Origin of the sequence: Dermacoccus sp. PAMC28757 (assembly GCF_014302635.1) — a bacterium.
Taxonomy (GTDB): Bacteria; Actinomycetota; Actinomycetes; order Actinomycetales; family Dermatophilaceae; genus Dermacoccus; species Dermacoccus abyssi.
On the sequence record NZ_CP060292.1, the window covers coordinates 992683 to 1015479 of the forward strand.

The 22797-nt window shown below is 68.7% G+C and carries 20 protein-coding genes, 2 tRNA genes and 1 other RNA gene; 11 read left to right on the forward strand and 12 right to left on the reverse strand.

Annotated elements, in window-relative coordinates; translation table 11 throughout:
* The first annotated feature begins 48 nt into the window (after window positions 1-48).
* Window positions 49-372 carry an ASCH domain-containing protein gene (locus H7F30_RS04815; protein ID WP_187037099.1) on the forward strand — a complete coding sequence of 108 codons (324 nt, stop codon included), beginning with the start codon at window positions 49-51 and terminating at the stop codon, window positions 370-372.
* 4 nt (window positions 373-376) lie between these two features.
* On the opposite strand, the gene H7F30_RS04820 is transcribed toward H7F30_RS04815, so the two are convergent.
* The 6 genes from H7F30_RS04820 to H7F30_RS04845 all read right to left on the reverse strand — a co-directional run bounded on the left by H7F30_RS04820 (window position 377) and on the right by H7F30_RS04845 (window position 7695).
* Window positions 377-2164 carry an FUSC family protein gene (locus tag H7F30_RS04820; RefSeq protein ID WP_187037101.1) on the reverse strand — a complete coding sequence of 596 codons (1788 nt, stop codon included), beginning with the start codon at window positions 2162-2164 and terminating at the stop codon, window positions 377-379.
* 118 nt (window positions 2165-2282) lie between these two features.
* Window positions 2283-2810 carry a PadR family transcriptional regulator gene (locus H7F30_RS04825; protein WP_187037103.1) on the reverse strand — a complete coding sequence of 176 codons (528 nt, stop codon included), beginning with the start codon at window positions 2808-2810 and terminating at the stop codon, window positions 2283-2285.
* A 10-nt stretch (window positions 2811-2820) separates the two neighbouring features.
* On the reverse strand, window positions 2821-5478 hold the full coding sequence (locus tag H7F30_RS04830; protein WP_187037105.1) for an ABC transporter permease: 2658 nt from the start codon (window positions 5476-5478) through the stop codon (window positions 2821-2823).
* 1 nt (window position 5479) lies between these two features.
* On the reverse strand, window positions 5480-5785 hold the full coding sequence (locus H7F30_RS04835; RefSeq protein ID WP_187037108.1) for a hypothetical protein: 306 nt from the start codon (window positions 5783-5785) through the stop codon (window positions 5480-5482).
* Window positions 5782-6504 (reverse strand): ABC transporter ATP-binding protein, encoded by a 723-nt coding sequence (locus H7F30_RS04840; RefSeq protein WP_187037110.1) that lies wholly within the window; start codon window positions 6502-6504, stop codon window positions 5782-5784. The genes H7F30_RS04835 and H7F30_RS04840 overlap by 4 nt, the downstream gene beginning before the upstream one ends.
* Window positions 6505-6717: 213 nt before the next feature.
* On the reverse strand, window positions 6718-7695 hold the full coding sequence (locus H7F30_RS04845; RefSeq protein WP_187037112.1) for an NAD(P)H-quinone oxidoreductase: 978 nt from the start codon (window positions 7693-7695) through the stop codon (window positions 6718-6720).
* A 101-nt stretch (window positions 7696-7796) separates the two neighbouring features.
* Here H7F30_RS04845 and H7F30_RS04850 point away from each other — a divergent pair, with 101 nt between their 5' ends.
* Window positions 7797-8306: a ferritin gene (locus H7F30_RS04850; RefSeq protein WP_047312532.1), complete on the forward strand. Its 510-nt coding sequence runs from the start codon at window positions 7797-7799 to the stop codon at window positions 8304-8306.
* Window positions 8307-8390: 84 nt separating this feature from the next.
* Here the strand turns inward: H7F30_RS04850 and H7F30_RS04855 are convergent, their stop codons facing one another.
* From H7F30_RS04855 to H7F30_RS04870, 4 genes are all read right to left on the reverse strand, one after another.
* Window positions 8391-8972, reverse strand: coding sequence for a TetR/AcrR family transcriptional regulator (locus H7F30_RS04855; RefSeq protein ID WP_187037114.1), 582 nt, complete (start codon window positions 8970-8972; stop codon window positions 8391-8393).
* 790 nt (window positions 8973-9762) lie between these two features.
* A tRNA-Ser gene (locus H7F30_RS04860) sits at window positions 9763-9852 on the reverse strand.
* Between the two features lie 81 nt (window positions 9853-9933).
* Window positions 9934-10449, reverse strand: a complete 516-nt coding sequence (locus tag H7F30_RS04865; RefSeq protein WP_187037116.1) for a LytR C-terminal domain-containing protein — start codon at window positions 10447-10449, stop codon at window positions 9934-9936.
* The gene (locus H7F30_RS04870; RefSeq protein WP_047312530.1) at window positions 10446-10739 is read right to left on the reverse strand and encodes a type II toxin-antitoxin system VapB family antitoxin; all 294 of its coding nucleotides are present in this window, start codon (window positions 10737-10739) and stop codon (window positions 10446-10448) included. The genes H7F30_RS04865 and H7F30_RS04870 overlap by 4 nt, the downstream gene beginning before the upstream one ends.
* Window positions 10740-10800: 61 nt before the next feature.
* Here H7F30_RS04870 and H7F30_RS04875 point away from each other — a divergent pair, with 61 nt between their 5' ends.
* Window positions 10801-12345 (forward strand): helicase HerA-like domain-containing protein, encoded by a 1545-nt coding sequence (locus H7F30_RS04875; RefSeq protein ID WP_187037117.1) that lies wholly within the window; start codon window positions 10801-10803, stop codon window positions 12343-12345.
* Between the two features lie 92 nt (window positions 12346-12437).
* Here the strand turns inward: H7F30_RS04875 and H7F30_RS04880 are convergent, their stop codons facing one another.
* On the reverse strand, window positions 12438-13244 hold the full coding sequence (locus tag H7F30_RS04880) for a LytR C-terminal domain-containing protein (RefSeq protein WP_187037120.1): 807 nt from the start codon (window positions 13242-13244) through the stop codon (window positions 12438-12440).
* A 146-nt stretch (window positions 13245-13390) separates the two neighbouring features.
* Between H7F30_RS04880 and H7F30_RS04885 the strand changes: the two genes are divergently transcribed.
* Window positions 13391-13480: transfer RNA gene (locus tag H7F30_RS04885), tRNA-Ser, on the forward strand.
* A gap of 106 nt (window positions 13481-13586) precedes the next feature.
* On the forward strand, window positions 13587-14924 hold the full coding sequence (locus H7F30_RS04890; RefSeq protein ID WP_187037122.1) for an MFS transporter: 1338 nt from the start codon (window positions 13587-13589) through the stop codon (window positions 14922-14924).
* A 65-nt stretch (window positions 14925-14989) separates the two neighbouring features.
* Here the strand turns inward: H7F30_RS04890 and ffs are convergent.
* An RNA gene (ffs, locus tag H7F30_RS04895) (signal recognition particle sRNA small type) lies at window positions 14990-15088 on the reverse strand.
* A gap of 133 nt (window positions 15089-15221) precedes the next feature.
* On the opposite strand from ffs, the gene H7F30_RS04900 reads away from it, so the two are divergent.
* The 6 genes from H7F30_RS04900 to H7F30_RS04925 all read left to right on the forward strand — a co-directional run bounded on the left by H7F30_RS04900 (window position 15222) and on the right by H7F30_RS04925 (window position 22769).
* Window positions 15222-18146: a DNA polymerase III subunit gamma and tau gene (locus H7F30_RS04900; RefSeq protein ID WP_222617858.1), complete on the forward strand. Its 2925-nt coding sequence runs from the start codon at window positions 15222-15224 to the stop codon at window positions 18144-18146.
* Between the two features lie 71 nt (window positions 18147-18217).
* Window positions 18218-18826 carry a hypothetical protein gene (locus tag H7F30_RS04905; protein WP_187037124.1) on the forward strand — a complete coding sequence of 203 codons (609 nt, stop codon included), beginning with the start codon at window positions 18218-18220 and terminating at the stop codon, window positions 18824-18826.
* Window positions 18827-18837: 11 nt separating this feature from the next.
* Window positions 18838-19434 (forward strand): recombination mediator RecR, encoded by a 597-nt coding sequence (gene recR, locus H7F30_RS04910; RefSeq protein WP_047312527.1) that lies wholly within the window; start codon window positions 18838-18840, stop codon window positions 19432-19434.
* Between the two features lie 184 nt (window positions 19435-19618).
* Entirely contained in the window at window positions 19619-20332 is a 714-nt protein-coding gene (locus H7F30_RS04915; protein ID WP_187037127.1) for an MBL fold metallo-hydrolase, read from the forward strand.
* 74 nt (window positions 20333-20406) lie between these two features.
* The gene (locus tag H7F30_RS04920; protein WP_118914340.1) at window positions 20407-21672 is read left to right on the forward strand and encodes an aspartate kinase; all 1266 of its coding nucleotides are present in this window, start codon (window positions 20407-20409) and stop codon (window positions 21670-21672) included.
* A 53-nt stretch (window positions 21673-21725) separates the two neighbouring features.
* Window positions 21726-22769, forward strand: a complete 1044-nt coding sequence (locus H7F30_RS04925; protein WP_187037129.1) for an aspartate-semialdehyde dehydrogenase — start codon at window positions 21726-21728, stop codon at window positions 22767-22769.
* Window positions 22770-22797 lie beyond the last annotated feature (28 nt).

Genomic DNA, 22797 nt, shown 5'->3' on the forward strand with positions numbered 1-22797 from the left:
CGTCGGGATCTCGCCCACCTCGTGGGCGCCGAGTGCCATCCTGGCGGCATGCAGCAGGTCGACTTCGCCGAGGGATACTTCGACGCCGTGAGCGTCGGCACGAAGGCCACCACCGTGCGATGGAAGGAGAACATCGCACCCGGCGCTGCCCGGTTCGCCTTCGGTGCTCGCAGTCTTCGTGGCCGGGTCGAGTCGGTCACGAGCCACGCGGCAGCGACCCTCACGGCCGAGCAGGCGGACGCTCCGCCCGGCACCGACATGCGGGAGTTCGTGGAAGCTCTGCGACGTAACTACTACGCCGAGATGCCGGACGACGCGTTGGTCGAGGTCGTACGGTTCGTCGTCGAGAGGGACGACGAGAACTCCGGGTAGCGCGTCAGCTGCGGCGCGCGAGCCCGACCGCGAGCACCTCGTCGAGGCCGGTGGCCACCGTGGTGGAGTTGACGACCTGCGTCGAGATCGGCGGCAGATCGTGGATGAGGCGCGTGAGGCGGGCGCTCATCGCTTCGGCGTCGAGCAGCTTGAGTGGGTCCGCGGTCCAGCACGCGGCGAGCGTCACGTAGGACGTGGAGTTGAGGCTGGCCTCCACCTCCTCCCACGTTCCGAGGGTGTGCGGCAGATCGGTGGCCGCCATCGCGAGCACGTGGTCGGCCTCGAGCTGTTCGAAGACGAGATCCCGCCGGGCGGCGACGCCCCGGTCCGAATCCTGCTGGCCGTCGGCCATGAGCACGAGCACGCGCTGAAGCGCTCGCAGCGAGCGGCGGAACTGCCTGCGCACCAAACGGATCGGCAGACGTCGCGCGAACGCCCACAAGATGACGACACAGATGGCGCACGAGAGCGCCGTCTCGAAGACGCGGTCGAGCATCAACTCGGTCGTCGGTGCGTGCGACGAGCCGACGGAGGCCACGAGCAACGCCATCGGTGTGATGAACATCGAACCGAGCGCGTAGTTGCTCACGACCGACCACTGCAGGAGGAAGACGCACACGAGCGCGATGACGATGACCCACCAGTCGGTCGGCCCGGCCAGGCTGACGAGGAAGAACAGACCGACGCCGACGACGGTGCCGACGAAGCGGTGGCCGGCGCGGTGCGTCAGCGAGAGTCGGTCACCGTTGAGGGAGACGAGCAGCGCCGTTGTCATGACGGCCCAGTACGGGTGTGAGACGCCGAGGGCGTACGCGATGACGCAGGTGGCGAGCACCGCGAGCGCGGCCCGGCGCGCGATGAGCGAGGGCAGGGAAGAGCGGGACAGCCCCCAATCGAGCAGGTAACGCCGCGGCGGACGCCCGAGGTAGCGCGCCTGGAGCATCGTGGGGACGGCGATGTCGGCGTCGGGCAGGCGGGTGGCGGCGGTGCGTTGGACGACGGCGATGTGCATCTTGCGCACCTGCGCCGTGAGATCACGCAGGTGCGGGTTGCGGTTGCGGCGTCCTGCGGCCAACGCGACGGCCCACGCGGCGTTGAAGATCGAGCCGTATGCGGCGTCGCGCAGGCGGCCCGTCTCGACGAAGTCGCCGTCGGGGTCGGTGGCGAAGTATTCGTCACACGCCTCTTGCGCGTCCTCGACGGCTTCGTCCTCGGGAGTGTGCCGGAACGGCCACTGCAGGGCGAGGCTGAGCACGCTCGACATCACGGCGCCGAGCGACGCGGCCAGGACGAACGTCGAGCCGGACACGCCCGTGGTGGGCAGGTAGGTGCCGATGGCCGGGCCGATCGTGAGGAACACCGGCCCGGGCGGGTCGCCGACGAGCGCGTGGTAGAGCAGCACACTGACGCCCGTGATCGCCGTCAGGGCGAGGGTGGTGAGAAGGGCGTTGCCCGCGACGCTCACGCCGATGGTCAGGGCGAGGGCGTAGGCGAGTGTCATCGAGGCGAGGATCGTGACGCGGTGGCGCCACGTGCGTCGCACGCTGACGGTGCACAGGAACGTTCCGGTGAGGCCGAGCAATCCCATCTTGGGACCGAAGATCAGCGACAGCGTGAGCACGGTGAGCGTCACGCAGGTCGTGATGTGCGCAGCCACCTTCCAGCGTCCCGGAGAGGGCTTCACCTCGACGAAGGTGTGTAGCTCGTCGGCCACGCGCCTCTTCGTCACGCCACGGCGTCGCGCGACGCGCCGCACCTCGGGCGGGACGAGGAGCATGGTCAGCCGGGACATGACTCCTATTTTGTCGGCCCGGCGCCGTGCACGGCCACCGAGCGTGCGCCGGATACCGAACACACGAACGCGGGCCCGGTGTGACCCGGACCCGCGCACGGTGTGGTTCGAGCAGGGGTCAGCTGCGCGCCAGTCGCTCCTCGACGTAATCGAGCCAGCGCAGTTCGGCCTCGTCGGCGAAGATGAACGACTCGAGGACGAGCTCGTCGGCGCCCACACCAGGCGGGGTCTCACCGAACGACCGGCGCGGTTTCGAGCGGTTGAGTTCGCGCAGGTGCGTCAACGTCGCCGCCCGTTGCGCCGAGACGATAGCCCGAACGTCGACGCCCGGCATCGTCACGGCGAGGGCCAACTTGATGGCCAGTTCGTTGCGGGGCGTGACGTCCCGCGGCACCGCCTGATCCCACCAGCCGAGCACCTCGGCGCGGCCGGCGTCGGTGAGCCGGTAGGGGATGCGCCCGTCGGCGTCCGGCGTACCGGCGCCCTCGACGAGACCGTCGCGCTCGAGGCGCCCCAACGTCGTGTAGACCTGACCGATGTTCAGCGGCCACTGACCGCCGGTGCGAGCCTCGAACTCGGCCTTGAGCTGGGCGCCGTACATCGGCTGGGAGTCGAGAAGGGCGAGAAGACTGTTACGAACACTCATGACAGCCTCCTCATGCTTCGCGGCGGGTCAGCGGCGGCGTGCGCCGGGCGAACGTCATCGAGATCGCCGCGGCGAGCAGGGGCACGCCGACGAGCAGGATGAGCAGCAGCCACCAGGGAACCACATAGGTTCCGGGGACGCTCGTGGCGCCGGTCTCGGTGTAAGCCGTTCCGGTGGCGTCCCGCGCCAGGATGAGGCCAGGCACGATACCGATGGCGATGCCGACCACACTGCCGATGAATCCGATCGCCGCGGCGTGGGCGCCGACGATGCGGCGGCGCATCCCCAGCGGTGCTCCGACCGTGGCGAGCGTGGCCGCGTCGGCGCGTGACTCGGCATCGTTGAGCAGGGTCGAGATGACCGTTGTGATGATGACGAGCAGTCCGGCGAGCACCGTCAGCGCGAGCAGAATCTGACTCATGGGGCTCGAGTAGCCGCGCTCGACATAGAGATCCAGGCCGAACGGGGCTGCAGCTTTGAGCTGCGCTTCCATCCGCGTGTCGATACCTCCTGCCGGCGCGACGTTCAGGGCATAGATCTCCGTCGGCACCTCGTGCTTCTCGGCGGTCGAACGCAACATGATCGCCGTGGTGTCACGGTCGGTCTTCATCGTGTCGTTGATCCGCTTCTCGGGAATCGGGGCCGCCTTGAGCGAAACCGGCGTGCACGAGCTGGTCTTGGTTCGGCCGGTGTCGGTCCACTCGGCCACGAAGCGCTTAAGCGTGATGGTGTGGGGGCCCTGACGGGCCGGAGTCAGGATCTTCGCCGAGACCGAGCTCTTGGCCCCTGTCGAGAGCAGTACCCCGCCGCTCTCAAGGACCGAGCGCTGGGTCTCGCTCAGACCGAGGCGGTCCATGCCGCTGGCGTCGATGTACGTGGTCTCCAGCGACGCCGAGTCGAGGTAATCACCGGCCGTGGGACAACTCTCGGCGAAGCCGATGAATTTCTCCCCGTTGTCCCTGTTCACCCACAGGGGGACGATCGGCGACGCGATGCGGCGTGCCGCGGCCAGGCCTGCGTCGACCTCCGCTTGCGTGCGGGGTTGTGTGCCGATGCCGCTGTAGTTCGTGAACTGTCCGGTCCCCATCGGGACGCTCGGCGTGTACGTGGCGCGCTCGTGCGCGTCAACGCTGGACGCGAGGACGGTGACGCCGGTGCACACGGCCACCGTGGCCAGCACGGCACCCACGGACGCCGTGGCCCGTGTGCGCTGACGGCTGACGTCACGCACGGCGATGCGTGCCGTGAGGGGAAGGTGCCCCGCCAGTTTGCCGGCGGCCATGAGAACGTACGGCACGGCGAGGACGGCGCCGCCGAAGAACAGTGGCACGCCGACGTAGGCGAGGAGCGTCTGCTGAGAGGTGTCGTCATTGTCGAGCGTGACGGCCCGGTAGAGGCACAGCGTCCCGAGGACGACACCGATGACGCCGACGACCGGCAGGCGTCGCTTGACCGTGCGCGACGAGACCTGGCCGCGCAGAGCCGCGAGAAGGTTGGTGCGGCCGGCTGCCATCGCCGGTGCGAATGCCGCGACGAGCGAGGCGAACGTCGCGACGAGGACGATCCCGACCATCCAGCTGACGCGGATGTCGATCGGTGGAGTGATGCCGTAGAAGCGGACCCGGCTGAAGTGACCGGCAGCGGCGCCCAGCGCGGTGCCGAGCAGCGTGGCCACCACGGCCGTCAGGGCGCCGAGGAGCATCGCCTCGGCCATGACCATGCGGCGCAACATGCCGCGCGTACCACCGTTGGCGGCGACGAGCCCGAGCGTGCGGCGTTGACGCGTGGCACTCGCAGCGAAGGCGGGAGCGGCGAGCAGCGCCGTCACGGCGACGAACGCCATCGTGCCGACGGCAATGCCGAGAGCCATACCGGGGTCGGTGGCCGTGGGTGCGACTTCTTCCTCGATGGCGGTACCCGGTGCGCTCACGGTGAGGCCGTACTTCTGCCACGACCGAGCTTCTGAAGAACTCCACGCCCGGGAGTCGGAGACGAGGAAGCTCACGTTCGTCGGACGAACGCCCTCGGGTGCCGGCCCGACGACGGCGACGCCGGGCACTCCGGCGCTGGTCACCCCGACCACTGTCACGGGGCTGGCGCTACCGTCGTGCACGCGCATGCCCAGCGGGCCGCTGGTGGGCAGGCCGATGATCCGTCCGTAGTCGGTGATGACGACCTCACCCGGCCGTTGGGGAGCCCGCCCCTCCTTGATCCTGAACTGCTGGCGCAGGATGGGGCTGGTGAGGTCGGTGAGCACCACCGAGCCTCTCGTGGCCGTGAAACCTGACCCGTTCGGTACCGGCGAGAAGACGCCGTACTCCTCGCTGAGGCCGATGGCAGGCGCGTCGGCCTGGCGCGAGATCTCGGTTGCAGTGGGGGGCTCGGCCTGCGTGACTTTGCGACCCGAGGCCGGGAAGGCCGTGATCGCCCGCGCGCCGGATGCCTGCTCGTCGTTGACCGTCACGACGGCACTGACCCCCCGGGAGCGCATCGCGGCGTCCTCCCCGGGCGAGATGTCCACCGTTGCGATCGCCGCGAGTCCCGCGGCCATGACGAGAACGGGCAGAAAGATGAGCAGGGCAGCGAGGGCCGAGCGGCCCTTGTAGCGCTTGAGGTCGCGCGCGGCGAGGCGGAGCGGTAGGCGCCAACCGCTGAGGGGAGCAGACATGTCAGCCCTCCTTGCGGGTGGCGGCCCGGGCCGCCATGACGAGAGCGCCGGCGGCGGACGCAGCGAGCACGATCTGAGCCCTCGTGTAATCGAAAAGCACACCGTCGAGGCAGGCCGTGTCCTCGGCCGTCGCCGCCGACGGCGTGCCGTGGGTCGGTGCCCACGTGCTCACGGCGACGGGCCCGGCAGCCTCGGCGTGGGAGGGCTCGGCGCTCGCGGTAGCGACCTGGGCGCCGGCGCCCATCAGGGTGAGCAGCAGCGATGCGGCGGCGATGCGGCGGGCCGGGACGCGGGAGGACTTCGTCATGACGTCACCTGCTCGCTCGTCTCGGCGCCCTCCGGGAGGTCGCCCACGACGTCGACGACGGCACCGTCACGCAGGTTGACGATGCGGTCGGCCCACGAGGCGTGACGAGAGTCGTGGGTGACGAGCAGAACGGCAGCGCCCGCGTCACAGCGGTCACGCAGCACCATGAGCACCTCTTCGCCGGTGACGGAGTCGAGGGCACCGGTCGGCTCGTCGGCGAGCACGAGGCTGCGGTCGCCGACGAGCGACCGAGCGATCGCGACGCGCTGCTGCTGGCCGCCCGACATCTCCTCGGGGTAGCGGTCGGCGAGATCCTCGAGGCCGACCGACGCGAGCGCAGCGATGCCGGCCTTGCGGGCGTCGCGGGTGCTGAGGCCGTCGAGTTCGAGAGGCAGGGCGGCGTTCTCGGCGGCGGTCAGTGCCGGGACGAGGTTGAGGTCCTGGAAGACGAATCCGACGCGCGTACGGCGAAGCGCCGCCATCTCCCGCTGCGGCAGCCCGACGATCGAGGTGCCGCCGACGAGTACGTCACCGGACGACGGGGCGTCGAGGCCTCCGGCCATGTTGAGCAGCGTCGACTTGCCCGAGCCCGACGGCCCCATGACGGCGACGAGCTCGCCCGGGTAGAGCGCGAGGTCGACCTCGCGCAGAGCATAGACGTCACCGGCCGGTGACGTGTGGGTCTTGCTGACGTGTCGCAGCTCGAGTGTCGGCTTCATCTTCGTTCCCTCCGTGAGGATCGGTCCGGTTCGCCGTTCTCTCCCCGAGACGACGAACCGGACCTGCTCCCGTTCCGTCCGCGCATACGCAGTATGTATACCCGGTATGGAGATGTATACCGGGTATGTCGATGAGGGCGCAAGGGCGACACGCACGAGCCCACGGCGAGCAATGCGCTCGTCGTGGGCTCGGTCAACGGAGTGGCTGTGCGATCAGACGGTGAGGAGCACCTTGCCGATGTGCTGCGACGCCGCGAGCTCGCGGTGGGCGTCAGCCGCCTGGGTGAGGGGATAGGTGGCGTGCACGATCGGACGCACCGCGCCGGATTCGACGAGCGGCCAGACGTTTTCGCGCACGTGCGCGACGATGGCGGCCTTCTCCTCGCGCGGGCGTGAGCGCAGACCCGTCGCGGTGATCTGCGCACGCTTGGCGAGCAGCTTCGACAGGTCGAGTTCGGCCTTCGTCCCGCCCTGCATGCCGATGACGACGAGCCGCCCGCTTGGCGCGAGAGCCGCGATGTTGCGTTCGAGGTACTTGGCTCCGACGACATCGAGGATGACGTTCGCACCGCCTTCGGCGTCCATCGCGTCGACGAAGTCGTCCTCGCGATAGTTGATGAGAATGTCTGCTCCGAGCGCCTTGCAGGCGGCGAGCTTCTCCGCCGAGCCGGCCGTCACGGCGACGCGGGCGCCGGACGCCTTGGCGAGCTGGATGGCCATCGTGCCGATGCCACTGCCGCCGCCGTGGACGAGGACGAGTTCGCCGGGTTGGAGGTCGGCCGTGAGGAAGACGTTCGACCAGACGGTGGAGGCAACCTCCGGGAGCGCTGCTGCGGTGACGAGGTCAATGCCGTGGGGGACCGGCAGGATCTGGCCGACCGGGGCCACGACGTACTCGGCGTAACCGCCTCCGGCAAGGAGCGCGCAGACCTCGTCGCCGACCTTCCACCCCAGCGTGTCGGTTCCGACGGCCTCGATCGTGCCGGAGACCTCGAGCCCCGGAAGCTCCGATTCGCCGGGCGGCGGCGGATAGAAACCCTGACGCTGCATGAGGTCCGCGCGGTTGACGCCTGCAGCCGCGACGCGGATGAGCACCTCGTCGCCGGCGAGGTCTGCGGGGCTGGGCGTGTCGACGTCGGCGGGAGTGAGGACGCTCTCGTCACCGAACTCGGGCAGCGTGATAGCGAGCATGTTTCGAGCCTATGTGACGAAGCTCCGCGCGGGACGGGGCGGTTGGTCAGGCTTGCCTCGTCTCACCTGCGCCACGCCGAATGAAGTGGCACGATGCAGATATGAAGCTCAGCGCAGATCTCGAAAAGGCATTCAACGACCAGATCACCCTCGAGTTCGAGGCCTCGATCGTCTACCGCCAGCTCGCCATCGAGCTCGACGCTATGGACCTCCCGGGCATGGCTGCGTGGCTGCGGCACCAGGCGGACGAGGAGATCGTCCACGCCAACAAGTTCATCGACCACTTGCTCGACCGCGACAACCACCCGAAGATCGGCTCCCAGATGGCTCCGAGCGTCGAGGTTTCGACCGTGCTCGACGCCTTCGAAGCGGCCTACGCGCACGAGAAGAAGGTCTCGGAATCGATCCGCGAGCTGTACCGCTCCGCCGATTCCGAGGGTGACCTCGACTCGCGTCCGCTGCTCAACTGGTTCCTCACCGAGCAGATCGAGGAAGAGGCGACGGTCAGCGAGATCGTCGGTCGCGTCGAACTCATCAAGGACGACGGCCCCGGCCTCCTGCGCCTCGACGAGGAGCTCGGCCAGCGCCCCACGCGTTCGACCGAGGGCTGATCCGAGGTTCCTCCGGACGCAGAAAGCGGCCGGTACCTGCTCATCCGAGCGGGTACCGGCCGCTTTTCACGTGCCGGAGAGGCGTCAGGCCGTGGCAGCCACGTGCACGCGGGGAAGCGTGCGTGCCTGATCGATGAGGTGGTGCTCGACGGTGTCGAGCGATGCAGCCGTGCGGGCTGCGCGTGCCACGGTCGTGGCACCGTTGAGGGAGCAGAAGGCGAGGGTGGCGAAGGAGCGGGCAGCCTCGGGCTCGACGCCGCACTCGCGGAGGCCGTCGCTCAGGGCGTCGACGAACGTGGCGAAGACCACGGCGCATCGGTCGAGCTGTTCGGTGTTCTCCGCTGCGACGGTGACGGCGGTGGCGGAGCAACCCACTTCGAATTCGCCGTCGAGAACGTACGCGCGGTAGCCGTCGAGCACCGAACGAACGAACTGCTCGGGGTTGACGCGGCAGATGGAGCCGATCCACTCCACGAAGGACTCCGCGCTTGCATCGAGAGCAGCAAGGACGAGTTCCTGCTTTCCCCCGGGGAAGTGGTGGTAGATCGAGCCGCGCGGGGTGCCCGTTGCCTGGGTGACCTCCGCGAACGAGGTGGATTGGAGGCCGCGTCGCGACAACAGGTCGCAAGCGCCCACGATCATGCGCTGACGCACGTTCTTGGCCATGAAACATCCTCCTGTGGGGCTTGCAGTGCGGTCGTGCCGCCTGCGAGCGATCATGCTGACTGGTGGTCCCACGCCGAGTGCCGTTGGCATGGCACACGATACGCGAATATTTGGACGGTCGTCCGAATCCCTGTTGGGTCCCGGGCCCTGGTCGAACAATGGGTGGCAGCCCGATCGCAAGGCTCTGAAGAAACCAGATGGTTGATTGTTGGTCAATATACCGGACGCCCCCGGGTTGGCGGGCGGAAGAGAGTACAGTGACTTCTTGCTGAGATCGCCCGGATGCGCTGCGAAACGGGTTCCGTTTCGCGAAGTTGGAAAATCGTCCAACTGTGGTGAGGTGGCCCGTTTTGCCCGTCACGTCGGGGGATTGTCGGCCCCGAGTGCGCGCAAAGCGGCGTGACGGGACCTTGGTCCCCACTTTTCGATCTGGTGGAAATGAGGGGCACTTTGGGGTGTGTGGCCCCTCCCTGTGGGTGGAGGGTGCGTCCTCAGTGGCTGGAGTGGGCGTCATCGGTTCGTCGAGTGGTCCGACCGACAGGCGGTGGGCCTTCTCCCCCGTGCTTCATCAGATACGAATGGACCCCCACCCAGGGCGACTTCGTCGCTGGTCCTGGGCGGGGGTCCATTCGTATCTGGCGGTGGCGGTGGGAGCCGTCGTGACGCGCGGGGCTCGCTGTCGCTCGCTCGCGCGTCACTCCTCCCAAATCCCCCGTGCTTCATCAGATACGAATGGACCCCCACCCAGGGCGACTTCGTCGCTGGTCCCGGGTGGGGGTCCATTCGTATCTGGCGGTGGCGGTGGGATTTGAACCCACGGTGGAGTTACCCCCACACACGCTTTCGAGGCGTGCTCCTTAGGCCGCTCGGACACGCCACCGCCAGAAAGATTACAACAGTGGGTCACTGAGTCAAAAACGGGATGACCGGGGCGTGAGGAATGTCGGAAGCCCGCTGGTGATCAGGAGCAACTGGGTGAGGCGGACGGCTTCTCCGCGGCCTTCTCGAGCGTCGGGAACTGCGGGCCGACGACAACATCGACACCAGCGCCGTCGCGCCCATCCTGGACGAGCTTCGCGCCCGGGACGCGTGGCTCGACGTACTTCTTGGCGTTCTGGGCTCCGCCCGGACCGAACCGAATCTCGCCCACGTCCGAGATCTTCTTCTTGTACGGGTCGTTGCTCACCGTGCCGACATTGAACTCGTACGTTCGCAGGGCGTCGGCGGCGTCACCCGCAGCGCCCTTCGGCCCACCCGCGTTGTAGACGTTGACGGGGAACGTGGCCTGAGGCGGCAGCGATGTCGTCGTGCCGCTGGGGCACTCGCCGGCCTTCGGCTTGCTCGGCTGGGACATGAACGTGGCGGCGAAGACGACGGAGCCGATGACCAGGAGGGCGCAGAGCGTCAGGATCGCCAACGAGCGCCGCTCGCGCCGACGGCGGGCACGCTCGAGACCGTTGTCGCGGACGTAGCTCACAGCGAAAGCACCCTGGCGTGGAAGGTGGAACGCTGCTGCAACGCGGCGCGCAGGGCGCGGTGCAGGCCGTCCTCGAGGTACAGCTCGCCGCTGTAGGCAACGACGTGCGCGAAGATGTCCCCGTAGAAGGTCGAATCCTGCGAAAGCAGCGCCGAGAGATCGAGCGTGGCGCGGGTGGTCGTCAGATCTGCGAGGCGGACGACACGCGGCGTGATCGGCGACCAGTCCTTGGGCGTCACGAGGCCGTGGTCGGGGTAGGGGCGCGAGTCGCCGACGGCCTTGAAGATCACGGGCTCATTTTATGCGCGTCGTCTACTGCGCGTGCACACACGCGCCGGATATTGTCGCCGCGTGAGCGAAAACAATCAGCTTGAAGCCATCCGCACGGGTTACGCCTTCGAGGGCGGCTCGCTCGACCTCGGCGCTGCCGTCGACGCAGGCGCTGCAGCACCAGACGTCCAGGTACGTCTGCCGCTCGCGATGATGAACCGTCACGGACTCATCGCGGGAGCCACCGGTACCGGTAAGACCAAGACCCTCCAGCTCATGGCCGAGCAGCTCGCCACGAACGGCGTGCCCGTCTTCATGGCCGACATCAAGGGCGACCTCTCGGGTCTGGCCGAGCCAGGCGAGTCGAACGACAAGGTCGCGCAGCGTGCGTCCGACGTGGGGCAGACGTGGGAGGCGAAGGGCTTCGAGGTCGAGTACCTCGCGCTGGGCGGTCAGGGCAAGGGCGTGCCGGTTCGTGCCACGGTCACATCGTTCGGCCCGACGCTGCTGTCGAAGGTGCTGGGCCTCAACTCGACCCAGGAGTCGAGCCTCGGGCTGATCTTCCACTATGCCGACAGCCAGGGTCTCGCACTGCTTGACCTCAAGGATCTGCGCGCCGTCATCACTCACCTCACGTCCGACGAGGGGAAGGCCGACCTCAAGGAACTGGGCGGTCTCTCGTCGGCCACGGCCGGAGTCATCCTGCGCAATCTCATCGCTTTCGCCGACGGCGGCGCCGAGGCGTTCTTCGGTGAGCCGGAGTTCGAGACCTCGGACCTGCTGCGTACTGGCGCCGACGGTCGCGGCATCATCACCTGCCTCGAACTGCCGAGCGTCCAGGAGCAGCCGACGCTGTTCTCCACGTTCCTCATGTGGATGCTCGCCGACCTGTTCCAGGAGCTCCCGGAAGCCGGCGACCTCGACAAGCCGAAGCTCGTCTTCTTCTTCGACGAGGCGCACCTGCTCTTCGACGAGGCGAGCAAGGCGTTCGTCGACCAGATCGAGCAGACCGTTCGTCTCATCCGCTCCAAGGGCGTCGGTGTCTTCTTCGTCACGCAGACCCCGAAGGATGTCCCCGCCGGCGTTCTCGGTCAGCTCGGTAACCGGGTGCAGCACGCGCTGCGCGCTTTCACGCCGGACGATCAGAAGGCGCTCAACGCCACCGTACGTACCTTCCCGAAGAGTGGGTACGACCTCGAGGAGCTCCTCACGACGCTCGGCACCGGCGAGGCCGTCGTCACGGTGCTCTCCGAGAAGGGCGCGCCGACGCCCGTCGCGTGGACCCGCATGCTCGCACCGACGTCGAAGATGGCCCCGGCGAGCGAGGAGACGATGGACCGCGTCATCGGCGCCTCCGCCATCGCCTCGAAGTACTCCGAGGCCGTCGACCGCGAATCCGCGTACGAGCGTCTTCAGAACAAGTTCGCCCAGGCTCCCGCCGAGGGTGACAACGCCGAGGAAAAGCCCAAGGCCGCTCCGAAGGAAGCAGCGAAGCCGAAGGAGGAGCCCGGCATGGTGAGCCAGGTCGTGCGCTCCAGCGCGTTCAAGTCGTTCATGCGCTCCGCGGGCACACAGATCGGCCGCGAGATCACCCGCAGTCTGTTCGGTACGGGCCGCCGTCGCTGACGCGCCTTCCCCACGGACGAAGCGGGCCGCACCTTCGGGGGTGCGGCCCGCTTCGTTGGTTGAACCGTCGAGGTGAGGCGTGAACGGCGACCTCAGCAGCTCGGTGTCGGTGAGGAGCCCGGAGCCTTCGTCGCCTGCGAGAGCGGGGCCACCTTGCCGCCCTTGAGCCACTTCGACCCGAGGTAGAGGCGCACGTCGCGACCCGTCATGCTGACGTTCGCCTTCTCGTCCTGCAGAAGTCGCGAGCCGGGGATGCTCATCTGGACGCGCTGGGCGTCGGGCAGGCCCTCCTCGTCGTAGACGATGACGGCCGTGTCGTCTGGGTAGTAGGCGCGATCGTTGGCCTTCGCCTCGCTGTGAAAGCCCTGCTTGGCCAGCTGGTTGCTCACCGTCGCAGCGAGTCCGCTCTGGAAGGTCGTGTTGAACACGGCCACCTTGACGTCCTTGATGGGGCGCGGCGGCTGCGGCGTCAGCGTGAAGTCGTTGCCGATGACGACGTCGACCGTCGGGTCGGCCCGTTCGTCCTGGTAGAGGTTGGCGTGCGGGATCTGAGTGGCCAGGTTGAGGGCGATCGTGCGCCCGGACTTGCCGTACCGGATCTCCGCGTACTTCGGTGTCGGCCGGTCGTCGGCGAGCGGGTCGTTCGCCACCTCGAGCAGATTGAGTCCTCGCCATCCGAGGCGCCTGGCGACTGTGGCCGCCTCACCCTTGGAGTCGCTCGCGTTGTACACGTTGGCGTACATCGTCGGCCAGGCGACGGCGCGAGACGGCTTCGGGTTGCCGGCCGGGCAGGTGGGCGCAGCCTTCTTCTTCGGCTCTTCCTTGCTGCTGCAGGCCCCCAACGTCACCGTGAGCGCCATGGCGAGGCAGGCGGCGCCCGCAGCGCGGTAACGAGGCATCGGCAGGCTCCTGATCGACCTTGGAGGGGCGGGTGTCATCGCACGCGCGATGCGTCGTCAGTCTACCGGCCCCAGGAGCGCTTCCCCGGGTGCGCCACGGCGGCACGATTGGGAGTTGAACGCAGGTTTGCAGTAAGGTTTCCGGCGGAGGATTCGCATAGTGGCCTAGTGCGCACGATTGGAAATCGTGTTGGGGATGAAACCCCTCATGGGTTCAAATCCCATATCCTCCGCCACACAGCGATTGGCCCCGAGACTTCAGAGTCTCGGGGCCTTCGCGTGTCTTGGGGCGACGTGGGAGCCGGGTGTCGCCAGAGGTCGCGGGGCTGGCACCATTGGTCGGTGCCCTCCGCTTCGATGTTCCGCGACTTGCCACGCCCCGCGAAGTGGATGCTCACCAGTCTCGTGTTCGACTTCGTCGGCACCGGCCTCATCATGCCGTTCGCCGTCGTCTACCTCCACGAGGTGCGCGACTTCTCACTCCAGACGGCCGGTGTTCTCCTCGCGCTACCCGCCATCGTCGGGTTGCTCGCTGTCGGACCGGGCGGTGTGCTCATCGACCGCTTCGGTGCGCGCCGCGTCGTCATCGCCGCGGTGTCGCTCGAGATCGTGGCGCAGGTGCTCATGGCCAACGCGCTCACCGTGCCCGTGGCCGCGACGTCGCTCGTCTGCTCCGGTTTGGCTACAGGCGTCATCTTCCCGGCGGTGCAGGCGATGGTCGCCACCGTCATGCCCACCCACCAACGTCAGCACTACTTCGGGCTCAGCTTCACGCTGCTCAACCTCGGGCTCGGCATCGGCGGGATGCTGGGCGGCGCCGTCGTCGACGTGGAGCGCCCCGGGACGTTCGAGCGCATCTACTACATCGACGCGGTCACGTTCCTCATTCCGCTGATGCTCTACCTCGGCCCGCTGCGGCGCTACGGCGGCCCGGTGGCGCACGGCGCTTCGTCGGGCGACGACGGCGCGATGCCGGTCAGCGGCGGGTACCGACTCGTGCTGCGCGACCCGGCGATGCGGCTGCTCGTCGTGCTCGGGTTCGTCACGGCGTTCATCGGTTACGCCCAGTTCGGCGTCGGGTTCCAGGCGTTCTCGCGGACGGTCGCGCACATCTCCACCCAGGTGCTCGGGTGGGCGTACGCCGCCAACACGGCCGTCATCGTCGTGGCGCAGCTGTTCGTGCTGAAGTTCGTCGCCGGACGCCGACGCACCCGCGCGCTGCTCGTCATGTGTGTGCTGTGGGCGATCTCGTGGAGCGTGCTCGGCGTTGCCGGCCTGGCGGGGGAGTCGAACGTCGTGCTCGCCTCGGTGCTCGTGTGCGCGTCGGCCGCGATCTTCGGCGTCGGTGAGACCTTCCTGCAGCCGACGCTTCCCGCGATGGTCAACGACCTCGCCCCCGACCACCTGCGCGGCCGCTACAACTCGGCCTCCGCCGGTGCCTTCCACATCGCGGAGATCGTCGGTCCGCCGTTCGCCGGCCTGCTCATCGGGCACGCATTCGCCGGGTGGTACGCCGTCGCGCTCGTCGCGGGATGCGCCGTGGCTGCGTGGGTGACGATCGTCGTCGAGCGACAGCTGTCGCCGAAGGTCAACGGCGTCGGCGTGAGCGCGCCGGAGGAGATCGACGTCGAGGGCGAGATGGGGCTCGAGGTGCAGCGCGCGAAGCTGTCGACGGAGTGACGTTCGGCGTTGCCGCAGTGCGAGGCCAGGGCGGCGTGTGCGCTCGCGCGGGGAGTCTGCCGGGGCATGTAAGCGCCCCCCACGTACCTGGAAGAGCTCTCCTACCCTTGCTGCATTCCTGCCCTGGGGGAGTTCGGAGAGGTACCACCACGTGGGGGGCTTGCTCGTACTCTACCGGGCACCCGGCGGCGTCCGCGAATCGCATTCCCCGCCCCGATGATGAGCGGTCGCCGCGGCCCCTGTGCCCGCATGTCCAGGAAACATCGGGTTGTCGGTGGCCACTACTAGGCTGACGCCATGACAACGGCCCTCTACCGCCGCTACCGCCCCGAGACGTTCGCCGACGTCATCGGCCAGGAGCACGTCACCGAACCGCTGATGCAGGCACTGCGCACCGGGCGGGTCAATCACGCCTACCTGTTCTCCGGCCCGCGCGGGTGCGGAAAGACGACGTCCGCGCGCATCCTCGCGCGCTGCCTCAACTGCGAGCAGGGCCCCACGCCCACGCCGTGCGGGGTGTGCGATTCGTGTAAGGCGCTGGCGCGCGGAGGTGCGGGTTCGGTCGACGTCATCGAGATCGACGCCGCGTCGCACGGTGGTGTCGACGACGCCCGCGACCTGCGTGAGCGCGCGTCGTTCGGTCCGGCGAGCAGCCGTTTCAAGATCTACATCATCGACGAGGCGCACATGGTGACGCCGCAGGGCTTCAACGCCCTGCTCAAGATCGTCGAGGAGCCGCCGGAGCACGTGAAGTTCGTCTTCGCGACCACGGAGCCGGAGAAGGTCATCGGCACCATCCGTTCGCGCACGCACCACTACCCGTTCCGGCTCGTGCCGCCGAAGAAGCTCACCGATTACATGGAGCAGCTTCTCGACGCCGAGGGCGTGGCTACGGAGCCGGGCGTGCTGTCGTTCGTCACGCGCGCGGGCGGCGGTTCGGTGCGTGACTCGCTGTCGGTGCTCGACCAGCTCATCGCGGGCTCCGGGCCCGAGGGCCTCACGTACTCGGGTGCTGCGGGCCTGCTGGGTTTCACCGACGACGAGCTGCTCGACGGCATCATCGAAGCCTTCGCGGCGGGCGATTCCGCGGCCGTGTTCCGTCAGATCGACCGCGTCATCGAGTCGGGTGCCGACCCGCGCCGGTTCGTCGAGGATCTTCTCGAGCGCCTGCGTGACCTCATCGTCGTGCGGGCCGTGGCCGAGGGGGCGGGCGCCGTTCTGCGTGCCGTCCCGGAGGACCAACTCGAGCGGATGCGCAGCCAGGCGGCGTCCTTCGGCGACGGCGCGCTCTCGCGGGCGGCCGACGTCATCAACGCGGGGCTGAGCGAGATGACGGGTGCCACCTCGCCGCGTCTGCAGCTCGAACTCATGTGTGCGCGCGTTCTGTTGCCGGGCATCGCGGGGCTCGACGGTTACGCGGCGCGCCTCGACCGCATGGAACGACGCCTCGACATGGGCGAACTGCCGCCGCGCTCGCCGGCCGGCCCGGTGCAGCACGCGCCGGCTGTTTCGCCCGGTGGCCCGGCTCCTGTGCGTCCGCCGAGAGGTGCTGCCGCTGAGGCACCGTTGGCTGTGCCGAGCGAAGAGCCACGCACCCGAGCCGACCAGGCCGATCGGGGCGCTGCCTCGCGTGACGAAGTCATGCGCGGTTCGGGCGACGAACGCGGGGGTGAGGCCGAGCGTCAGGGCCAGCGGGCTCAGGCCGCTGCGCGCGACGACGAGGCCGCGGGTGCTCCGTCGGGCACGAGCGGCGGTGTCGACGAGACCGAGCGCGAGCAGGTGCAGCGTCAGTTCGAGCAGTCCCAGCGGGCCGGTGGCCCGGGGTGGCAGGGCGAACAGGCGCAGCAGGCATCGCAGCCCCAGCAGTCGCAGGCGCCGCAGCAGCCGACGTCGGCATCCGGCGGCGGGCGCGGTGGCATGTCCACCGACGACATCCGTCGCACATGGCCGGACGTACTCGATCGCATCTTCCGCATCAAGCGCGTCACGTGGACACTGCTGAGCCAGAACGCGCAGGTGCTCGAGTTCGACGGCGCTCGCCTCGTGCTCGGAGCGTCGAGCAGTGGCCTTGCGGCCACCATGTCGCGCGGGCAGCACCCCGAGGTCGTGCGTCAGGCCCTCATCGAGGCCATCGGTGTCGACGTCACGGTCGAAGCGCGCGCGATGAACGGCGGTGCGCCACAGGCGCAACCGCAGAGTGAGCAGCCCGCCGAGCCGTGGCAGTCGCCGTCACAGGGCGGGGGCTCGCAGGCACAGCGGGGGGCCGCCCAGTGGAACTCGCCGTCGGCGGGCTCCGACCAGGGCGGCCAGTGGAACTCCCCTTCGCAGGGCGAGCAATGGATTTCGCCGAGCGACGGCGCTCAGGCACGTGGGCAGCAGCCTGCTCCGGCCGAGCCGCCCTCGAGCGCCCCGGCGCAGTCGCAGGGCAAACCCGGCGGTTGGCGCGAACGGACGGGCTACCAGGGTTCGGGCACGACAGGTCACGTTCCTGTCGATCCCGCGCAGGCCGGTGACCTGCCCGCGCACGGCACACCGCGTGAGGCGGCCACGCCGTCACAGGACGCCGGTCTCGCCACGGCGGCCGCGCGCAGCAGCGCGTGGGGCTCCGACTCCGACGGCGACTGGTCGTCGCAGGCCGCGCCCGCACCGGAATGGGCAACCGGTAACGACGGGCCGGCGCAGCCGTCATCGACTGCCTCTGCCACGCCCTCACCGGCGCCCGAGGTCGACGCGGGCCCCGCTGACGCCGACGAGCCGACTCCTGACTGGATGGAGGAGGAGCCCGAAACCGACGTCGAGGCGGTCTACGACCCGCTGCCGCCCAAGTCGGAGCTCGGGGCCGGAGCCGCGCAGGAGACTGCTGGCGGCGAACCCTCCGGTGACTCGGCGTCCGACGAGGCGACCCCCGACGGTCAGGCGGCTGCCGCAGCCGACCCTCAGGCCACCGGGCACCTCGCGTCTCCCACGCCCCAGCCCACGCAGGGCGCGGTCGACGACGGACGAACTCTCACGCCGCGTCAGCGCGCTGAGAAGGCAGCCCGGGAGGCAGCGCAGAAGCAGGAGGATGCGCGTCGCGTCAACGGCGGCTCGGCGTACGACGACACGTCGGCGAGCATCGACGACGAGGACATCGAGAACTCCGATGCGGTCGGCCTGCCCGTCATCAAGTCGGTGCTCGGCGGCACGGTCATCAAGGAGGAAGGCCCCGACCAGGGCTCGTGATGATGATGTCCGGGCGGCTCGGCACGCGGTTGATCGGAAGTCGGCGCAATCGTTCGCGCCGAACTGACCCTGTGAGGGGCAGAACCGATGCTCTGCTGCGCGACCGGGATGACGGCGGCGGCCCGCACGCGTGCTTTCCCAAAGCGGCTTTCACGTTCACGCTCGAGTGCGACCTCCCCGCGCCGGAGGCGTGGAGCCGTGTGGCCGACAGCGAACGTCACGGTGTGGCGGTGCCGTTCACGAACGTGAGCGGCCCGAAACCTGAGAACCTGCGCGTCGGTTCGCGGCTCGTGGCACGAACGGCGCTCGGTCCGTGCGGCTTCGACGACGTCATGATCGTGCGCGCCGCCGAACCCGGGCGCCTGCTCGTGTTCGAGAAGGTCGGCCGAGTCATCGGGGGAGTGGTCGACGTCCGTTTCACGCCGCTTCCCGCCCTTACCGATGCCCGCGGCATGACCCGTCCGGTTTCCACGGGCGGTGTTCGCCCGGACGCTCCGAGCGCTGACGGCGGGAACGAGCTCACCCGCGTCGAGTGGAGGCAGACGATCGCTGTGCCGTGGCTGCGAGGTCCGCTCACCCCGCTCGGCACGTTCGCGGCCACCCTGGCTTCCCCTCTCGCACGGCGGGGTTACGAGCGCGTCGTCGCGCGGGTGCTCACGGGTGTCGGTGGCGGCGCGTAACCTTTCTCCTTGTGTACGAAGGCGTTGTTCAAGACCTCATCGACGAGCTCGGTCGTCTGCCCGGCGTCGGCCCGAAGTCGGCTCAGCGCATCGCGTTCCACCTGCTCGAGGCCGACGAGGACGACGTGCGGCGCCTCGCCGAGGTGCTGTTACGCGTCAAGGAGACGGTGCACTTCTGCGAGATCTGCTTCAACGTGGCCGAGAGCAACCTGTGCCGCGTGTGCGCTGATCCGCAGCGCGACACGACGATGATCTGCGTCGTCGAGGAGAGCAAGGACGTCGTCGCCATCGAGCGCACCCGAGAGTTCCGTGGGCGCTACCACGTGCTCGGCGGCGCACTGAACCCGATCGAAGGCATCGGGCCGGGCGACCTCCACGTCACCGAACTCATGGCGCGACTCGGCGACAGCACGCTCACCGAGATCATCATCGCGACCAACCCGAACCACACCGGCGAAGCGACGGCGAGCTACCTCGCGCGCCAGATCGGGCCCATGGGCATCAAGGTGAGCAGGCTCGCGTCCGGCCTGCCGGTCGGCGGTGACCTCGAGTACGCCGACGAGGTGACGCTCGGCCGCGCTTTCGAGGGCCGACGCGTCTTCGCTTGACGTTCCCCGAACCCTTCCGTTCGCGGACTTCCGCCGGTGTTGGCATCCGCGTTCTCGGGCGACCGATCGCTTACGCCCCTTCGAGGCACCGCGAACTCGTAGGTTGAGGTCAGGCGCGTCCGATCGGAGTGACGCATCTCGCACCCCGGGGGTTGTCGTGGAACAAATCGCCGACGGTATGTGGATGGGGCGCGGCACCGACGTCAACTGGATGCTCGTACGCGACGGCTCCGATCTCACCCTCGTCGACGCCGGGTACCCCGCAGACATCGCGCGCCTCGAAGCGGACCTCCGCAGCATCGGCCACGGCCTCGGCGACATCGGTGCCGTCCTCGTCACGCACGCGCACATCGACCACATCGGTGGGCTCCAGGGCTTGCTGAGCCGGCACGACGTTCCCGTCCTCATGGCCGCGCAGGAGCTACCGCTGGCCACCGGCGAGCAGGAGAAACCCGGCTCGCGCTCGGAGCTCATGCGGATGGCGTGGCGCCCCAACGTCGCCATGTGGCTGGGGCGTGTCATGCGAAGCGGCGCGCTCCACGAGGAGCCCCTGCGGGGAGCACAGACGTGGAGTGACGCCGGTCCGCTCGACCTTCCCGGACGGCCGGTGCCCGTCGCGTCACCGGGTCACACGCCGGGTCACACGGCGTACTTCTTCCCCGAACACGGCGTCCTCGCGACGGGTGACGCCCTCGTCACGGCACACCCGCTCACCGCGGCGCACACCCCGCACCTCCTGCCGTCCGTCTTCAACGCCTCCGACGCCGGCGCTTTGGGAGCGCTGGACGCCCTGGCAACCGTCGACGCGGACGTCATCGTCCCGGGCCACGGCGACGTGTGGCGGGGCCCGATCGCCCGTGCCGTCGACCTGGCCCGTTCCGTACCAACCAGCATCTGAGCGTCGAAAAACCGCGCGGGGCGCCATCACTACACTCGAAAGCGCCCGAAGCAGTCGACCCCCGGAGCAGCACTGTGAGCCTCGTCGTCCAGAAGTACGGCGGTTCGTCATTGGCGGACGCCGAGAGCATCAAGCGCGTCGCCCGCCGCATCGTCGACACGAAGAAGGCCGGCAACGACGTCGTCGTGGTCGTCTCGGCCATGGGTGATACGACGGACGAACTGCTCGACCTCGCCGCCGAGGTCAGCCCGGCGCCGCCGAGCCGCGAGATGGACATGCTCCTCACCGCCGGCGAGCGGATGTCGATGGCGCTCGTGTCGATGGCCATTTCCAACCTCGGCCACAGCGCACGCAGCTACACCGGTAGCCAGGCCGGCGTCATCACCGACGCGCAGCACGGCAAGGCCCGCATCATCGACGTCACGCCGGGCCGCATCACCGAGGCCATCGGCGAGGGCCACATCGTCATCGTCGCGGGCTTCCAGGGCGTCAGCCAGGCCACGAACGAGATCACCACCCTCGGCCGTGGCGGCTCCGACACCACCGCCGTCGCGCTCGCCGCCGGCATCAAGGCCGACGTGTGCGAGATCTACACGGACGTCGACGGCATCTTCACCGCTGACCCGCGCATCGTGCCGACGGCCCACAAGATCGACCGCATCACCAACGAGGAGATGCAGGAACTCGCCGCGTCCGGCGCGAAGGTGCTCATGCTCCGCTGCGTCGAGTACGCCCGCCGCTTCGACCTTCCCATCCACGTGCGCAGCTCGTTCAGTCATCACGAGGGCACGTGGGTCGTGAACCAGAAAGAAGGAGACTCCGTGGAAGACCCGATCATCGCCGGTGTGGCTCACGATCGCAGCGAAGGCAAGATCACGATCGTCGGCATCCCGGACAGCCCCGGCCGCGCCGCCGCCGTGTTCAAGGCGATCGCCGGTGTCGGCATCAACGTCGACATGATCGTCCAGAACGTCTCGGCCGGTACGGAGAAGAAGACCGACATCTCCTTCACGGTGCCCAAGGAGGACGCCGGGCGCGGCGTCGAGGTGCTCAAGGCGATGCAGGACGAGCTCGGTTTCGAGCAGCTGCAGTACGACGACCAGGTCGGCAAGCTCTCGCTCGTCGGCTCCGGCATGCGCAGCAACCCGGGCGTCTCGGCCACGCTGTTCCAGTCGCTCGCCGACGCCGGCATCAACATCGAGATGATCTCCACGTCCGAGATCCGCGTCTCCGTCGTCACGAGTGACGACGAACTGGACGAGGCCGTGCGCGTCGTCCATAGCGCCTTCGGCCTCGACGCCGACGGCGAAGCGGTCGTCTACGGCGGCACCGGCCGCTGAGGCGCCCACCCCAAGACTTGTGTGAGGGCGCGTCGCGCCCGGAGGAGAAGGAAATGGCGAAGGAACTCAACGTCGGCGTCGTCGGTGCCACCGGCCAGGTGGGCGGCGTGGTGCTCGAACTGCTCGAGGAACGAAACTTCCCGATCAAGAGCCTGCGCCTGTTCGCGTCGGCGCGCAGTGCGGGCAAGCACGTCACCTTCCGCGGCGAGGCCGTGACGATCGAGGACGCCGCCACGGCCGACCCGAGCGGCCTCGACATCGCCATCTTCTCCGCAGGTGGCGGTACGTCGAAGGAACTCGCGCCGAAGTTCGCGGCAGCGGGCGTCACCGTCATCGACAACAGCTCGGCGTGGCGCCTCGACCCCGACGTTCCGCTCGTCGTCTCCGAAGTCAACGGCAAGGAGATCGCGAACGCGGCGAAGGGCATCATCGCCAACCCGAACTGCACGACGATGGCTGCGATGCCCGTGCTCAAGCCGCTGGCCGACGCCGCCGGCCTCAAGCGCCTCGTCGTCTCGACCTACCAAGCCGTCTCCGGCTCCGGTGTCGCGGGCGTGCGCGAGCTCGCCGAGCAGATCCGCAAGGGCGCGGAGGCCGACCTCGAGAGGCTAGCTCTCGACGGTGAGGCCGTCGACCTCGGCGCGCCGAACAAGTACGTCGCCAACATCGCCTACAACGTTCTCGCGATGGCCGGCTCGGTCGTCGACGACGGCACGAACGAGACGGACGAGGAGCAGAAACTGCGCAACGAGTCGCGCAAGATCCTCGGCCTGCCCGACCTCGCGGTCGCCGGCACCTGCGTGCGTGTGCCCGTGTTCAGCGGCCACTCGCTGTCGGTCAACGCCGAGTTCGAGCGCGACATCACGCCCGAGCAGGCGCGCGAACTTCTCGCCGACGCCCCCGGCGTCGAGTTGACCGAGGTGCCGATGCCGCTCGTCGCCGCGGGTAAGGACGCGAGCTACGTCGGGCGCATCCGTCAGGACGGTTCGGTCGACGGCAACAAGGGCCTCGTGCTGTTCATCAGCAACGACAACCTGCGCAAGGGTGCCGCGCTCAACACGGTGCAGATCGCAGAACTCATCGCTGCCGGAGAGTAGTTTCCCAGGCTGCGCGCCTATGCTCGAA

What these genes read in the sequence shown, in the direction of transcription:
- H7F30_RS04815 (WP_187037099.1), top strand. Translation starts at nt 49, where the DNA reads ATGCAGCAGGTCGACTTCGCCGAGGGATACTTCGACGCCGTGAGCGTC.
- H7F30_RS04855 (WP_187037114.1), bottom strand. Translation starts at nt 8,972, where the DNA reads ATGGCCAAGAACGTGCGTCAGCGCATGATCGTGGGCGCTTGCGACCTG.
- H7F30_RS04830 (WP_187037105.1), bottom strand. Translation starts at nt 5,478, where the DNA reads ATGTCTGCTCCCCTCAGCGGTTGGCGCCTACCGCTCCGCCTCGCCGCG.
- H7F30_RS04880 (WP_187037120.1), bottom strand. Translation starts at nt 13,244, where the DNA reads ATGCCTCGTTACCGCGCTGCGGGCGCCGCCTGCCTCGCCATGGCGCTC.
- H7F30_RS04900 (WP_222617858.1), top strand. Translation starts at nt 15,222, where the DNA reads ATGACAACGGCCCTCTACCGCCGCTACCGCCCCGAGACGTTCGCCGAC.
- H7F30_RS04925 (WP_187037129.1), top strand. Translation starts at nt 21,726, where the DNA reads ATGGCGAAGGAACTCAACGTCGGCGTCGTCGGTGCCACCGGCCAGGTG.
- H7F30_RS04840 (WP_187037110.1), bottom strand. Translation starts at nt 6,504, where the DNA reads ATGAAGCCGACACTCGAGCTGCGACACGTCAGCAAGACCCACACGTCA.
- H7F30_RS04915 (WP_187037127.1), top strand. Translation starts at nt 19,619, where the DNA reads ATGGGGCGCGGCACCGACGTCAACTGGATGCTCGTACGCGACGGCTCC.
- H7F30_RS04820 (WP_187037101.1), bottom strand. Translation starts at nt 2,164, where the DNA reads ATGTCCCGGCTGACCATGCTCCTCGTCCCGCCCGAGGTGCGGCGCGTC.
- H7F30_RS04825 (WP_187037103.1), bottom strand. Translation starts at nt 2,810, where the DNA reads ATGAGTGTTCGTAACAGTCTTCTCGCCCTTCTCGACTCCCAGCCGATG.
- H7F30_RS04845 (WP_187037112.1), bottom strand. Translation starts at nt 7,695, where the DNA reads ATGCTCGCTATCACGCTGCCCGAGTTCGGTGACGAGAGCGTCCTCACT.
- H7F30_RS04850 (WP_047312532.1), top strand. Translation starts at nt 7,797, where the DNA reads ATGAAGCTCAGCGCAGATCTCGAAAAGGCATTCAACGACCAGATCACC.
- H7F30_RS04835 (WP_187037108.1), bottom strand. Translation starts at nt 5,785, where the DNA reads ATGACGAAGTCCTCCCGCGTCCCGGCCCGCCGCATCGCCGCCGCATCG.